Below are 14,452 nucleotides of genomic sequence, written 5' to 3'. Positions count from 1 at the left end.
AGCGCCGACGTTTGCCCTGTCCTCGCCGAATTCTCGTCCCGCGACTGGTAAACAAGGAGACCTCGATGAAGCTGAGCCACCGATTCGCTCCCATCCTTCTCGTGGCACTTCTGGCGACTGCGTGTAGCGGCAACCCCGAACCGGAGCCGGTACCGCCGCCGCCGCCACCCCCACCGCCCGCGCCCGTGGATGACGGCCCGCAGCGCGAGGCGGCGGCAGCCCGGCTCTGCGATCAGGCGATGGCGGCCATGGAGGAGGGCGATTACGCGACCGCTCGCCGATTGCTCGAGCAGGCCGTAAGCGATTATCCCGGCACGACGTGCGCGGAGTCCGCGCCGGCGGACATCGAGCGCGCCATGGACGGCGAGGCGATCGTTGCGCGGATTCACTTCGACTACAACGAATCCGCGATCACCGACGCCGCCGCCGCAATTCTGCAGAGCAAGGCGGACGCGCTGCGGGATCGGTCCGGCATCCGCCTCCGGGTCGAGGGCCATTGCGACGAGCGGGGCTCCCTGGAGTACAACCAGGCGCTCGGCCTCAGAAGGGCCCAGGCGGCGGTCGACTATCTCTCCAACCTGGGGCTCGACGCCAGCCGCTTCGACGTCGTGACGTTCGGGGAGGAGATGCCGCTGGCCCGGGGGAGCAACGAGTCGGCGTGGCGGCAGAACCGTCGCGGTGAGTTCGTCATCACGGACGGAGACATCTAGATGCGGAATGCGGCGGTCGCCGTGCTGTTGGGCGTTGCGGCCGCCGCCTGCGCGTCCCGGGGCGATGTCGAGACGATGGGGGACGCCCTGCGGGACGACATCGCAGCTCTCGCCGAGGGTCAGCGCCAGCTCGCCGAGGCGGTTCAGGCGGACCTGGAATCGATCGAGAGTTCGAGCCAGCGCCGGGAGACGACGGGTCGGGGTGAACTCGACCGGCTGATCCAACGGATCGAGGGTCTCTTCGAGCAGCTCATCGAGATGTCCGCCCAGAACAACCAGCTACTCAACGACATCTACGAGAATCAGCGTCGCCAGGGGGCCCCCTCGCCGACGAGCTTCCCGGGATCGGCGGGCGCGGGCCCGCCCGCCGCGGGTCCGGTCGGCGCCGAGTCGAACCCCGACGCCTCCGCCGCATCCGGATCGGACGAAGCGTCCCAGTTCTACGCGTTGGCGCTCGACATGTACCAGCGCGGCAACATCGAGACCGCACGCGACGCCTTCCGAGATTTCCTCGCCGTCTACAGCGGCCACGAGTTCGCGCCCGATGCCCAGTACTGGGTGGCGCGCACATATGAGGACGCGGAGGATCCCGGCAGTGCGCTCGAGGAGTACCGTCGGCTGACGGAACTCTATCCGGATTCGAGCCGGGCTCCCGCGGCGCTCTTCCGCCGAGCGATGATCGAAGCGGGACGGGGCAACACTGCGGTGGCGAGGCGGTTGTTCGCCCAGATCGAGAGCGGCTATCCGAACAGCCCCGAGGCGCCGGAGGCCCGCCGGGAACGCGAGAGGCTGGGCGGCTAGTCGTCCGGTGACCGCAGGCTACCGTGCAGTGTCCCCGCTGTAACCATCCGGAGGCGCGGGTCGTCGACTCCCGCACGAGTCGCGGCGGCCGGGTCATCCGCCGCCGGCGCGAGTGCCTCTCCTGCGGCGAACGCTTCACGACCTACGAGCAGGCCGAGGAAGAGCCTCTGCTCGTCATGAAGAAGGACGGTGGCTCGGAGACCTACGACCGCGGGAAGCTCCTCGCCTCCATCCGCGTGGCCTGCGCGAAGCGACCCGTGTCGAACCACGATATCGAGTTTCTCGTGGATGAAGTCGAGGAACAGATGGCGGCCGAGGACCTGCGGGACATCGCGAGCCTGCGGCTGGGAGAACTCGTCATGGAGCGGCTCCGCGCGCTGGACCAGGTTGCGTACGTGCGCTTCGCCAGCGTGTATCGGAACTTCCAGGACACCACGGAGTTCATGGAAGAAGTACGACAACTCGGACAACTGCTGCGACGCGCCGGGCACAGCGCGGCCGGGCAGGTCGATCTGTTTTCGGCAGGAGGTGAGCAGGGCCGATGAGGCTGCGGCGACAGACCCAGGGTGCGACCGATCAGGCGGAGATGCCCTTCCTGGATCACCTGGATGAGCTTCGCACCCGCCTGATCCGGGCGCTCCTCGCGCTCCTCGTCGGCATGGTCATCGGGCTCGTGGCCGTCACGCAGTTGGACGTGCTCGGCATCGTCCAGCGGCCGATCGCGGATCTCCTCCCGGGCGAGGCGCTGAACTACTCCAGTGTGACGACGCCGTTCATCACCATCCTCAAGCTCGGCTTCATCGTGGGTCTCATCGCGGCCTTCCCCTACCTCGCCTGGCAGGCCTGGGGCTTCCTCTCTCCGGCCCTGTACGAAAGCGAGCGCAGGTTCGCCATCCCGGCGATCGCCTCCGGAACCATCCTCTTCATCGCCGGCATCTCCATGGCGTACTTCCTGGTCCTGCCGCTCGGGCTCAGGATCCTGCTCAACTTCTTCACCTTCGACGAGCTCAACCCCGTCATCATGATCAACGAGTATCTGACCTTCGCGGTCCGGTTGATCCTGGCGTTCGGGCTCATCTTCGAGTTGCCGGTGGCGCTCGTCTTCCTGTCGCTGCTCGGGATCGTGACGCCGGAAGGGCTCGCGAAGTACCGGCGTCACGCGATCGTCGTGATGGCCGTGGTCTCGGCGTTCCTCACGCCCGCCGACCCGTACACGATGCTCGCGATGATGCTGCCGATGATGCTGCTCTACGAGATTTCCGTGATCATGACCCGCGTGCTCCGGCGGCGCCGGGAGGAGCGGGCCGCGGAGGGGACATCGGGCGAAGGAAGTTCGGTCTGAGGCTGCGCACGCTCCTCGCGCTGGCGGCCCTGCTCGGCGGTCTCGGCGCAACCGAAACCGCGCGCGCCGCGCCCGTGGGTGCCCGCCCCCTCGAGTTCACGGCCCGGGCGGATACCGACACGGTCGTGGTCGTGGGGCGAGACTCCCTCCCGCAGGACTCCGTGTCCCGGGATTCCACCGGGCGGGATACGCTGGATGTACCCGTGGCGGATTCGACGGCTGCCAGCGATCCCACGGCGACAGGCGACTCCGCTGCGGTCGGCGACTCGAGCGCCGTAGCGGCCGCGGCCGCGGATTCGGCCGTCGCCGACACCGTCGATACCGGTCCGGCGGACCCGCCGTTCCCTCAACAGGACGACATCTTCGGACAACTCCTCGGGGAGCCGGGCTATCAGGTCATCCAGTATCAGGGGCGCGGCGTCGATCTGGATGTCGACCGGCAGCGTGTGCAGCTCAATCGAGAGGCACAGGTCATGTACGAGCAGTCCACGATCGATGCGGACACGATCACCTACGAGGCGGGTCTGCAGTTCGTGAGGGGGTGCGGCAACATCTCGCTCTCCGGGGAGGGTGAGAACGTGATCTCCGACGAGTGTCTGAACTACGATGTCTCCGCCACCAAGGGCACCGTCGTGGATGCGCGAACGTCGTTCGCCCAGCAGGGCGCCGACTGGTTCATCAGGGGGCTCATGACCATGCGGGGCTCCGGCACCGCCTTCGTCGAGACCGGGAACTTCACGTCGTGCGACCTCGAGGAGCCGCACTACTACTTCCGCGCCGGACAGATCAAGGTCGTCTCGGACGACATCGTCGTGGCGTGGCCCGTGACCCTCTACATCCAGAACGTGCCCGTCGCCTGGCTTCCCTTCTTTGCACAGGACATTAGGGAGGAACGCAGGAGCGGCTTTCTGCCCCCGCGCTTCGGGTTCAACGATGTCGTGGCGTCCTCCAGCAACGCCCGGCGGAGCATCACCGACTTCGGGTATTACTTCGCGGGGAACGATTTCATGGACGCGCAGGCGACGGCCGACTGGTTCAGCGGACGGTTCACGCGTCTCAACGGAGCCTTCCGATACCGCTCGATCAAGAAGTTCTTCCGCGGCAACGTCATCGCGAGCTACAGCTTCGGGAACGAGAAGACCCTGCAGTTTCAGATGCGCCACAATCACGAGCTCACCCCCGTCACGGACGTAAGGGTCAACGCCAACTTCATCTCGAACACGACCGTCTTCGAGCGTCAGACCTTCGACCCGACGGTGCAGACGCAACGAATCGCGTCGGACGTCGGGGTCCAGCACCGGTTCCCCTTCGCGTCCGTCAACCTGAGCGGAAGCCGGCGCCAGGATCTGGGGGCGCAGAAGGGGCGGACGGACCTCACGCTGCCCAAGCTTCAGATGACCTTCTCGCCCCTGACCCTCTTCCGCGCGCCCAGCAACCGGAGCGGGCCGTTCAACAACATCGTCGTCAACGGCGCCTTCTCCGCTTCGCGCCTCGACCGGACCCAGGAAGAGAACGACGGGAGGAGAACCGAGGTTGCGTCCGCGAACAGCGCCATCCGCATCGGCTCCTTCGGGGTCAGCGGGCGGACGAATTTCAACCGGAACACCGTACTTCCGTTCCAGCCGCCGCCCGGCGCCGATGCGGAGGAACCCGAAACATCCGGGAGCGTTTCGAAGCTGGACTACGGAGCGCAGGCGGAATACCAGATCGACCTCGTCGGGAGCACGACGCTTCGTCCTACGCTGAGCGTCGACGCGAGCCGGTTTCAGTCGGACGACACGAACGGAGAGTTCATCACCGCGCCGACGCGCCTCCGCTTCGGAGCCGCGGTGTCCACTGATCTCTACGGGTTCCTGCCCGGCGTCGGCCCGTTCGAGCGGATCCGTCACAAGGTCTCGCCGCGCTTTCACTACGACTATTCGCCCGCCGTGGAAGCCTCCGATTCCCTGCTTTCGATCCCCGGGTTCCCGGTGTCGAATTCCAAGCAGGAGAACCGGCTTCGCCTCACCCTGAACCAGACCTTTGAAGCCAAGCTGCGCGAGGAAGTCGAGCTCGATCCCGAAGCCGAAGCGCTGCTGGAGGGCCGTTCGCTCGAAGCGGATTCGACCGACCTGGAGGCCGGCGCGGCGACGCCCGAGGCGGATTCGCTCGCGGCGGCCGGCGATTCGGCCGGAGTGCAGGCGCCGGAGACCGAATCGGCCGAAGAGGATCCCGCCGAAGCGGACCGGGGGCTGGCAGCCGCTCCGCAGGAGGGGCCGGCCGGCACCGGACCGGACACGGGGGACCCCAATGCGCCGCGTCGCGCGCAGCCACGCCGGAACGTCGTCCTCCTGGGAATCAATTCGAGTCCGCTCACCTTTGACTGGTCCCGCGAGAACGAGTCGCCGTTGACGACGGACCGCTGGTCGCACCGCATCAACTCGGATCTGCTCAGGGGACTGTCCCTGAACATGTCTCTCGACCTGTTCGACGGCACCGGAGAGGAGCGGATGTTCGCCCCCATCCTTTCGAGCCTGACGGGCAGTTTCACGTTCAGCTCGGCCAGCGGTCTCGGCGGGCTGCTCGGACTGGGCGGCGGGGGTGGAGGCGGCGGATCCGACCCCCAGAACCGCCTGCGGAATGCGGCCGACTCCCGGTACCGGCTGCAGAGTTTCGACGAGAATCCGGATCCGGCGGACCCCGGCCTGCGGGCCGGCGGCCCGTGGACGCTGGCGCTGACCTATTCCCTTCAGCGCGGCCGGGCGGAGCAGAGTGCACAGGACCGGCAGTCGCTCAACGCGGTCCTTTCGCTCAATCCGTCGCCGAACTGGCGTCTCGCCTGGCGGACGACGTACAACCTCACCAACAAGGAATTCGGGGAGCACCTCATCACGCTCGACCGCTCCCTGCACCGCTGGATCGCGACCTTCATGTTCGCCCGCTCGCCGAACGGGAACTTCATCTTCCAGATGAGCGTGAGCCTCCAGGATGCGCCCGATCTCAAGTTCGACTACGACCAGCAGACGCAGGACGGCCAGGGCGGTTTCGGTGGCGGCGGGCTGGGCCCCCGGCGCTTTTGACATTCCTCTCGGGGCTTCCGACATTCCCGTGCACTTCATGCGCGGCTCGCGCACCGAGGAGGGTATGCTCCCGACCACCGCCATCGATCTGGAACAAGTCCGCCTGCCCGTAGCGGACCGGCTCCTTGCCGTCGAGCGCGAGCTCCGCGGGATGGTGCCATCGGGGTTCGAAGCTCTCGACGAGGTGGGCGATTACCTGTTTGCGCGGTCCGGGAAGCTCCTGCGGCCCACCCTGCTCCTCCTCGCAAACGGCGTTGGAGGGCGCCCCTCCCCGGATGCCGTGAAACTGGGGGCCATCGTCGAACTGCTGCATGTCGCGACCCTCGTGCACGACGATGCGGTCGATCACTCCGCAAGGCGAAGGGGCCGGCCCACCGTCAACCATCGCTGGACGCACCAGGTCGCGATCATCGCGGGAGACTACCTGTATTCGCGCGCGGTCATCGAGGTCGTTGCGCTCGGAAAGCTCGAGCAGGTCGCCCTCCTCGCCGACACGGCGAACCGCATGACGATCGGGGAGATGCGGCAGCTCGTGCTCCACGACGGCCTCGACTTCACGCGCGACGACTACGAGAGGCTGTGCGAGCACAAGACGGCGTCCCTGATGTCCGCGGCGTGCGAACTCGGGACACTGTCGGGGGCGCCGCAATACCGGGACGCCCTGCGCGATTACGGGCATCATCTGGGGATGGCGTTCCAGATCGTCGACGATCTTCTCGACTATTCCTCGTCGACACGGGTGATGGGAAAGCCGCGCGGACAGGACCTGCAGGAACACAAGGTAACGTTGCCCCTGATCGCCGCTTTGCCCAAGATGGAGTGGGGGGAGCGACGCGCCGTCGAAGGGCTCTTCGCGGACCCGGACCCCTCCCCCGAAGCCGTGCAGGAGATCCTGGATCTCGTTGAAGCGCATGGAGGCGTGGAGACGGCTCGGGAGGAAGCGCGGTCGCGGGCGGACCGGGCCCGGGACCGGCTCCGGCGCCTGCCGGCGAGTCCGTGCCTCGAGGCACTGAGCCTCGCTGTGGATTACGTAGTCGAGAGAGTACGGTAGCGAGTGAACTTCGGAAGTCGACGCCATCGTTCCCCGATACGCCTGGCCCTCATCATCGCGGGGGGATTCGTGCTCGGGGGGCTGCTCACCGAACTCGCGACGGTTACGTTGCCCCCGTCAGCGGCGCGTCAGTTTTTTGTTACAACGGTCGCGGCTTCACTGCAGCCGCTTGCATTCGATCTCAAGGTGCTCGCATTCACGCTGGGGCCGATCGTCCTGCGCCTGAACGTGCTGAGCGTCGTCGGGGTCGTGCTCGTCGCCTGGTTCGCCCGGTCGCTTCTCTGACCGGGCGCCGGAGATGAGCCACAACCAAGGAGTTTGAGATGTTCGGTCTGAGCCCATGGGAGTTGCTGCTCGTATTCCTCGCTATCCTGCTCCTCTTCGGCGCGAAGCGGCTTCCCGAGATCGGGAGTTCTCTCGGCCGCGGGATCCGTGAGTTCAAGGGCTCGATCAAGGAGGTCGAGGGCGATGTGCGGGCCGAGATCACGGGGGACACCGCGCCTCCGTCGGGTGCCTCCGCCAACCAGGAGACCGCGCAGGCCCGTCCCGCCAAGACGGAAGGCTAGCCGGAACCCGGCGGGACCCGGCGGACCCGGGCGGCCGCCGTCCCGCGGAGGGCAGTGGCCCGGCGCGCCTTTAGCGGCTCGGGGCCAGAATCAGAAGCCCGGAATCATCGGCTGGACATCCTCCTGCAGGAGGAGCCTCGCGCGGTGATCCTCAACGGCCGTGTCGTCGCGAAGCGCAGCCAGCCACTTCTGCACGTACTGCTGGGAACGCTCGAAGCTCAATTGCCCCAGTACGGCATCGCTGACCTCGTCGAACCCGTCCCGGGTAGCCTCTTCGCGCTCCACGACCTCCACGACGACCACCGCATCGCCGGCGTCGAGGACGCCGCTGAGCTCGCCGACATCGGCCCCGAATCCGAATCCGACCGCCTCGGTGCCCTGACCGAGTCCCGGGACGAAATCGCCCCGGCGGAATAACCCGGTCTCCTCGACCGACCACCCGAGTTCCTCCGCCGCCTCGTCGAGAGAACTTCCCGCCGCGACCGCGGCGAGCAGACCGCCGGCCAGTTCCGCGGCGCCTTCCTTCTTCTTCTCCACGAGCAGTTCCGCGCGAATCCCGATCCCGGCTTCCTCGAACGGAATCGTGCTCTCGTCCCGCCGTCCGAGAAGCTCGAGCAGATGGAACCCCGACGGGTTCTCGAACGAGTCGGACAGGTCCCCGATCTCGCTCTCGGGGCCGAGGGCCCACTCTCTCGCCACTCCCAGCTGGCCGGCGCCCGGAATGAAGTCCACACCGTCCAGGAGTTGCACGTCGGTGCGGATCGTCACTCCGAGCGAGTCGCCGGCGGTCAGGAGATCCGTGCGCAGCGCAAGATCCTCGAGGTCGTCGAGGAGCGTGAACACCGAGTCTTCGGTAGCGCCGGAAATCTCGAACGGAACGTAGATCTGGCGTAGCGCCAGGGAGTCCGCGGTGCGCTCGTCGACCTGCAGGACGTGCAGCCCGAACGGCGTCTCGACCGGATCCGTGGCCTGTCCCGGCGGAGCGTCCGCGGCGGCCTCGACGAGTCGCGGGTCGAAGGCGCTCGTCGGACGTTTGCCCATGAAGCCGCCATCGACGCCGGAGATCGAATCCGCGGACTCCGCCATCGCCACCTCGGCGAAATCCTCGCCCCCCCGCACGCGCTCCGCGAGGGCGGCGGCCCGTTCGCGGGCGGCGAGCGAGTCGGCGACGGAGGGTCGGAGGGAGATGCTGACCATGTTCACGCGGGCGCTGGCGGGCCGGATGAGCTCATCCACGCGTTCGTCATAGACCTGCCGGACTTCGTCCTCCGAAACGGAAACCTCGGAGTCCTCCACGGTCAGGGCCGGGTCGACCCGCACGAAACGGACGCGGGCCCGCTCGTTCGTGTCCCGATAGAATCGCCACGCTTCCTCCTCGGACACGTAGATGCCGCTCTGGACGAGCGTCTGCAGCTTCGCGCGCGGAAGGATGGAGCGGTAGTAACCCTCGATCTGCAGGAGTTGCGTCTCATCCGTCGCGGGGTCCGTGAAGAACCGGCGGTACTTGTCGATGTCGAACTGCCCGTCCGTCTGGAACCCGGGATAGCTCAACATCTCCTGCGGTGGCTGCGTAAAGAATGCCTGCCGCACCTCCGCGTCGGAGACGCTGACCCCGAGCCGGTCCAGTTCCGCCTGAATCAGCGTCGCGCTGATCAGGCTCTCCCAGGCCCGTTCGGTCACGACGCGTACGTCCTCATCCGTCATGCCGCGGTCGGCCGCGCGGCTCACCGCGAGCTGGTTCTGGAGGAAGATGTTCCACTCGTTGTAGCGGATGTCCTGTCCTCCGACCTGCCCCACGACGGGGTTGATCTGCCCGCCGAGGTTCCCCCCCTGCATCGCGTTGATACCGTCGAACACCAGCCAGCCCACGAAGGCCGCGGCCATGATGCCCATCACGAGGCTCGCGCTGCCGCGCATCTTCCGCATGAACATGAGACGCCGAACCCACCTTGTCGTCTTGAATCGAGTCGCCCGAACGCGGCCGCGCCTGGGCCGGAAACGGGACCGAACGCGCCGGTCCCGTGATCGCTCGAAAACGTATGCCGGCCCGGCGTTCCGGGCAACGAAAGACGGGAGCCCCACCGCATTCCGGCGACGTTCGTTGACAATCAAAAAAATCGGTCGGTATGTTGCCGGGGACTGGGTCGGAAGGCCCGAACCTGCCGCTTTTCCCCCTGCGAAGCCTGTGGCTGCCGACGACCAGACCGTGGAGATCGAACAACTCCTGCGCTGCGGAGAATCGGAGCCGCGGACCCACACGTTCGCGCGCCTCGCCGATCTCTACCGGCAAGCGGGGGAGCGCGAACGCGCCCTGAGCGTGATCCGGGATGGCCTGAGGGAACACCCGTACTATCTGGACGCGCGCCTGCTCCACGCCCGCGTGCTGCTCGAACTCGGTGACGAGGAGGCCGCGCGGATCGAGTTCGAGCACATCCTCACGCTTGATCCGGCGAACCCGCTCGCCTGCATCGCGCTGGGCGTCGGGCGCGTCGAGACGAAGGCGGACGGTTCCTCGGGCGCCGCCGCCTCGACGGACGACTGGCTGGAGGCACTCGAGGAAACGTGGCGGAACGATGAAGCCGATGCGCGCCCCGCGCCGAAAGGCGACGCGACGGGCCCCGCAGCCGTTCCGACGAAGGGCATCGAGACCTCGACGCTCGCCGGACTGTACGCGAGCCAGGGTCTCTTCGACCGCGCCATCGCGGTGTACGAGCAGATGCTCTCCCGCAACCCGGACGACGCCGAACTCATCGCCGCGACCGCCGAGATGCGTCGCCGCGCGGAGGACGCAAGGGAGCCTCGGGAGGTTCAGCCCGCGCCGGAGACGCCGGAGGCACAGGACACGGACGTACCGGAGTCGATCGGCGAGCAGCTTCGCCGAATCCTCGACGGCGAAGCTCCCGCGGGATCGGACTGAGCGGGTGCGCGAACCCATCCGCATCGGCGTGTTGAACGGACCGAATCTCAATCTCCTGGGGCGCCGCGAGCCTCACCACTACGGAACGCGGACACTGGCGGAGATCGAGTCGCTCCTTCGCGAGCGCGCGGACGCGCGCGGCGCCTCGCTCGTGTTTCTCCAATCCAATGACGAAGGCGAGATCCTGGACTGGGTGCAGGCGAACACCGACGCGGTGGATGCGTGGCTCGTCAACGCCGCCGCCCTGACCCATACGAGCGTGGCGCTCCGCGACGCCCTCGCCGGCTCCGGCCGTCCCTTCGTCGAGGTCCACCTGTCCAACGTGTTCGCTCGCGAGCCGTTCCGGCACACGTCGCTCCTCTCCGACCTCGCGATCGGCGTCATCACCGGATTCCGGGTCTCCAGCTACCTGTTCGGGCTCGAGGCGCTCATCCAGCATCTCCGCGGGAGCGCCGAGGCGGAAGCGGAGTGACGCCGCCGGGTGCCCGGCGCCTGCGGCTTGAAGCGACGACGAGGGCCGCCGATCGCCGGTCGGTCCTCGTGACCGCCCGATCCAGCGTCCGTTACCTCAGCGGGTTCACGGGCTCCGCCGGGGCTCTGTGGATCCCCCTCGAGAGTCCGCCGGTGCTCGTCACGGACTTTCGCTACGAGGAGCAGGTCGACATCGAGGTGGCGGATTCGATCCGCACGCACATCAGCCGCGAGGGGTGGATCCGCGGCGTCGCCGAAGTGGCGGCGGACGCCGCGGGCCCCATCGCGTTCGAGGCCGAGGGGCTCACGGTCGCCGACTACGAATCTCTCCGCGGCATGCTCCCCGACATCGCCTTCGTCCCGCTCCGCAACCTCATCCGGACGTTGCGGCAGGTGAAGACCGCCGACGAAGTCGATGCCATCGAACGGGCGATTGCGGTGGCGGAGAGTGCGTTCAACCGGTTGCTGTCGACCATGGAATGGTCCGCTTCGCCGACCGAACGCGAGATCGCGACCGCGCTCGAGATGGAGCTCCGCCGCGGAGGCTCGGATCCGCTCCCGTTCGACCCGATCGTCGCGGCGGGAGAACGCTCCGCGCTTCCCCACGCGACACCCACGGACCGACGCGTCGAGCCCGGGGATCTCCTCCTCATCGACTTCGGCGCCCGCGTGGACGGCTACTGCAGCGATCTCACGCGCACCTTCGTGCGGGGCACGCCCGAGCCCTGGCAGGCGACGCTTCACGAGCAGGTGCTCGAAGCTCAGACGAAAGCGCGCGAGGTGATCGGCGATGGGGTCGCGTGCCGGGAGGTGGACGAGGCCGTGCGGGAGACGTTCGCGCGCCACGACATGGACGGCTTCTTCGGTCACAGCACGGGACACGGGATCGGACTCGACGTGCACGAGGGCCCAAGCCTCTCGTCCCGCTCCGATGATGTCCTCGAGCGGGGGAACGTGGTGACAGTGGAACCGGGCTTATATCTTCCCGGGCGCGGCGGCGTGCGCATCGAGGACGATGTGCGGATCGGGGAGGCCGGTGCCCGCGCGCTGACCCGCCTTCCACGCGCCCTCGTCCGGCTCTAGCAGGATACCTGGCAGATACCATGGCAGATACTTCGGATTTTCGTCGGGGGATGGTGATCGAACTCAACGGCGCCCTCTACTCGATCACCTACTTCCAGCACGTCAAGCCGGGAAAGGGCGGAGCCTTCGTCCGCACGAAGCTCAAGGACGTGATGGAGGGAGGAGTGATCGACAAGACCTTCCGCGCCGGCGAGAAGGTCAGGGAAGTGCGTCTGGAACGGCGGCCCGTACAGTACACGTACACGGACGGTCACCTCTACTACTTCATGAACATGGAAACCTTCGAACAGATTCCGATGTCGGGAGACCAGATCGGAGAGGACCAGCTCCGGTATCTGGAGGAGAACATGGAGTGTCAGAGCCTCAACCGTGACGGCGTCGTGCTCGCGATCGAACTGCCGCAGTTCGTCGAGCTGGAGATCGTCGAGACGGACCCCGGGGTGCGGGGGGACACGGCCCAGGGCGGAACGAAGCCGGCCCGGCTGGCGGCCGGCGCCGTGATCCAGGTGCCGCTCTTCCTCGAGACCGGCGACGTGGTGCGCGTCGACAGGACGGAAAACAAGTACATCACGCGGGTGACCTGACCATGGACCTGGATTGGCTGAAGGGACTCATCGAGTTGGTCGAGGACTCGGGCGTGGACGGCCTCGACATCGAGCTTGTGGGTTCGGAGACGGGAGACCCGACCCGTGTCAGGATCAGAAAATCTCCGCGCGTGGCGCCTGCGGCGGCCGTGCCCGCCGCGGCCGTGCCCGCGGCGGCGGTCGGCAGCGTGGAGGTCGCGCAGACGCCGGCCGAGGCGCCCGACTCACCGCCGGCCGAGTCGGCGCCGGCGTCCGGGCTGTTCGAGGTGCTCTCTCCCATGGTCGGCACCTTCTACCGGGCGCCGGCGGCCGACGCAGACCCCTTCGTATCCGTGGGGGACCGGGTGGAGGCCGGCCAGACGCTCTGCATCCTCGAAGCGATGAAGCTCATGAACGAGCTGCAGTCGGACGTCGCCGGCGTCGTGCGGGAGATCGCGGTCGAGAACGCCGAGCCGGTGGAGTACGGCGCGCTCCTCTTCCGCATCGAGCCCGACTGAGCCGCGGCCGGGCCCATGTTCCGCAAGATCCTGATCGCCAACCGCGGCGAGATCGCGCTCCGCATCCTGCGCGCGTGCCGTGAACTCGATATCCGGACGGTCGCCGTGTATTCGGAGGCCGACCACGACTCGCTCCATGTCCGCTTCTCCGACGAGGACATCTGTATCGGTCCGCCGGTGGGGCGCGAGAGCTATCTGAATGTCCCGCAGATCCTCGCCGCGGCCGAGATCACGGGCGCCGACGCCATCCACCCCGGCTACGGCTTCCTGGCGGAGAACGCCGAGTTCGCGGAGATATGCGGACGGAGCGGTCTCGTGTTCATCGGGCCCACGCCCGAACAGATCCGCCGCATGGGGGACAAGGCGGAGGCGCGAAAGACGATGATCGCCGCGGGCGTTCCCGTCGTCCCGGGATCGCCGGAGCCTCTCGACGATGAGGACGAGGCCCTGGAGGAAGCCCGCCGCATCGGGTTCCCCGTCATGATCAAGGCGGCCGCCGGCGGTGGAGGGAAGGGCATGCGAGCCGCCTTCGAGGAAGCGGAGTTCCGGAACCTCTTCGCCATGGCGCGAAACGAGGCCGAGGCCAACTTCGGCGACCCGACCGTGTATCTTGAGAAACTCATCGAGCGGCCCCGCCACGTGGAGATCCAGGTCGTCGGCGACCGTCACGGGCGCGTGATGCACCTCGGGGAACGCGACTGCTCGAGCCAGCGGCGGCACCAGAAGCTCGTCGAGGAAGCGCCGAGTCCGGCCGTCACGCCGGAGCTTCGCGAGGCAATGGGAGAGGCGGCGATCCTGGGGGCGAAAGCCATCGGATACCAGAGCACCGGGACGGTGGAGTTTCTGCTCGCGCCGGACGACCAGTTCTATTTCATGGAGATGAACACGCGGATCCAGGTCGAGCACCCCGTGACCGAACTCGTGACTTCGGTCGACCTCATCAAGGAACAGATCCGGATCGCGGCGGGGGAAAAGCTGACCATCCCCCGGTCCATCGAGTTCCACGGGCACGCGATCGAGTGCCGCATCAACGCGGAGGATCCCGAACAGGGGTTCCGTCCCTCGCCCGGCACGGTCACGGCATTTCACGCGCCGGGGGGTCCCGGCGTGCGCGTGGACACGCACATCTACGGCGGCTACGTCGTTCCTCCCTTCTACGACTCGCTGCTCGCGAAACTGATCGTTTGGGGCCGGACGCGCGAAGAGGCCCGGACCCGCGCCTACCATGCGCTCGAGGAGTTCATCCTCGAAGGCGTTCACACGACGGTTCCCTTCCTCCGCAAGGTGCTTGCCCATCCCGATTTCGTCTCGGGGAGCATCGACACGGGGTTCGTCGAGCGGTTCCTGACCCGCTCGTGAGCGGCGGTCGCC

General features: G+C 67.4%; 15 protein-coding genes. 14 read left to right on the top strand and 1 reads right to left on the bottom strand.

What is annotated here, in order from left to right:
- The first annotated feature begins 65 nt into the window (after nucleotides 1–65).
- The 8 genes from ACQY5G_RS14755 (at nucleotide 66) to ACQY5G_RS14720 (ending at nucleotide 7,529) form a co-directional block, all read left to right on the top strand.
- Nucleotides 66–710 (top strand): OmpA family protein, encoded by a 645-nt coding sequence (locus ACQY5G_RS14755; RefSeq protein WP_428275235.1) that lies wholly within the window; start codon nucleotides 66–68, stop codon nucleotides 708–710.
- Nucleotides 711–1,511 (top strand): tetratricopeptide repeat protein, encoded by an 801-nt coding sequence (locus ACQY5G_RS14750; RefSeq protein ID WP_428275233.1) that lies wholly within the window; start codon nucleotides 711–713, stop codon nucleotides 1,509–1,511.
- Between the two features lie 23 nt (nucleotides 1,512–1,534).
- Nucleotides 1,535–2,056 (top strand): transcriptional regulator NrdR, encoded by a 522-nt coding sequence (gene nrdR / locus ACQY5G_RS14745; RefSeq protein WP_428275231.1) that lies wholly within the window; start codon nucleotides 1,535–1,537, stop codon nucleotides 2,054–2,056.
- The gene (gene tatC, locus ACQY5G_RS14740) at nucleotides 2,053–2,853 is read left to right on the top strand and encodes a twin-arginine translocase subunit TatC (protein WP_428275229.1); all 801 of its coding nucleotides are present in this window, start codon (nucleotides 2,053–2,055) and stop codon (nucleotides 2,851–2,853) included. Before nrdR ends, tatC begins: the two co-directional genes overlap by 4 nt.
- A gap of 74 nt (nucleotides 2,854–2,927) precedes the next feature.
- Nucleotides 2,928–5,912, top strand: a complete 2,985-nt coding sequence (locus ACQY5G_RS14735) for a putative LPS assembly protein LptD (RefSeq protein ID WP_428275227.1) — start codon at nucleotides 2,928–2,930, stop codon at nucleotides 5,910–5,912.
- Nucleotides 5,881–6,963 carry a polyprenyl synthetase family protein gene (locus tag ACQY5G_RS14730; protein ID WP_428275225.1) on the top strand — a complete coding sequence of 361 codons (1,083 nt, stop codon included), beginning with the start codon at nucleotides 5,881–5,883 and terminating at the stop codon, nucleotides 6,961–6,963. The genes ACQY5G_RS14735 and ACQY5G_RS14730 overlap by 32 nt, the downstream gene beginning before the upstream one ends.
- Nucleotides 6,964–6,966: 3 nt before the next feature.
- Complete coding sequence (locus ACQY5G_RS14725) at nucleotides 6,967–7,248, top strand: DUF4321 domain-containing protein (protein WP_428275223.1); 282 nt, start codon at nucleotides 6,967–6,969, stop codon at nucleotides 7,246–7,248.
- Between the two features lie 38 nt (nucleotides 7,249–7,286).
- Nucleotides 7,287–7,529 (top strand): Sec-independent protein translocase subunit TatA/TatB, encoded by a 243-nt coding sequence (locus ACQY5G_RS14720; RefSeq protein WP_428275221.1) that lies wholly within the window; start codon nucleotides 7,287–7,289, stop codon nucleotides 7,527–7,529.
- 90 nt (nucleotides 7,530–7,619) lie between these two features.
- On the opposite strand, the gene ACQY5G_RS14715 is transcribed toward ACQY5G_RS14720, so the two are convergent.
- Nucleotides 7,620–9,455, bottom strand: coding sequence for a peptidylprolyl isomerase (locus ACQY5G_RS14715; RefSeq protein ID WP_428275219.1), 1,836 nt, complete (start codon nucleotides 9,453–9,455; stop codon nucleotides 7,620–7,622).
- Between the two features lie 259 nt (nucleotides 9,456–9,714).
- On the opposite strand from ACQY5G_RS14715, the gene ACQY5G_RS14710 reads away from it, so the two are divergent.
- From ACQY5G_RS14710 to accC, 6 genes are read left to right on the top strand one after another with little or no spacing between them, the layout of a single operon-like run.
- Nucleotides 9,715–10,446, top strand: a complete 732-nt coding sequence (locus tag ACQY5G_RS14710) for a tetratricopeptide repeat protein (RefSeq protein ID WP_428275217.1) — start codon at nucleotides 9,715–9,717, stop codon at nucleotides 10,444–10,446.
- Nucleotides 10,447–10,450: 4 nt separating this feature from the next.
- Nucleotides 10,451–10,918, top strand: a complete 468-nt coding sequence (gene aroQ, locus ACQY5G_RS14705; RefSeq protein ID WP_428275215.1) for a type II 3-dehydroquinate dehydratase — start codon at nucleotides 10,451–10,453, stop codon at nucleotides 10,916–10,918.
- The gene (locus tag ACQY5G_RS14700; RefSeq protein WP_428275213.1) at nucleotides 10,915–12,000 is read left to right on the top strand and encodes a M24 family metallopeptidase; all 1,086 of its coding nucleotides are present in this window, start codon (nucleotides 10,915–10,917) and stop codon (nucleotides 11,998–12,000) included. Before aroQ ends, ACQY5G_RS14700 begins: the two co-directional genes overlap by 4 nt.
- Before the next feature lie 20 nt (nucleotides 12,001–12,020).
- Nucleotides 12,021–12,584, top strand: a complete 564-nt coding sequence (gene efp, locus ACQY5G_RS14695; RefSeq protein WP_428275211.1) for an elongation factor P — start codon at nucleotides 12,021–12,023, stop codon at nucleotides 12,582–12,584.
- A gap of 2 nt (nucleotides 12,585–12,586) precedes the next feature.
- The gene (accB, locus tag ACQY5G_RS14690; protein WP_428275209.1) at nucleotides 12,587–13,081 is read left to right on the top strand and encodes an acetyl-CoA carboxylase biotin carboxyl carrier protein; all 495 of its coding nucleotides are present in this window, start codon (nucleotides 12,587–12,589) and stop codon (nucleotides 13,079–13,081) included.
- Between the two features lie 15 nt (nucleotides 13,082–13,096).
- Nucleotides 13,097–14,440: an acetyl-CoA carboxylase biotin carboxylase subunit gene (accC, locus tag ACQY5G_RS14685; protein ID WP_428275208.1), complete on the top strand. Its 1,344-nt coding sequence runs from the start codon at nucleotides 13,097–13,099 to the stop codon at nucleotides 14,438–14,440.
- Nucleotides 14,441–14,452: the final 12 nt, after the last annotated feature.

This window comes from Candidatus Palauibacter sp. (assembly GCF_965261555.1).
Classification (GTDB): Bacteria; Gemmatimonadota; Gemmatimonadetes; order Palauibacterales; family Palauibacteraceae; genus Palauibacter.
The sequence above is the reverse complement of the archived record's forward strand: the minus strand, read 5'-3'. Positions and strand labels throughout refer to the sequence as shown.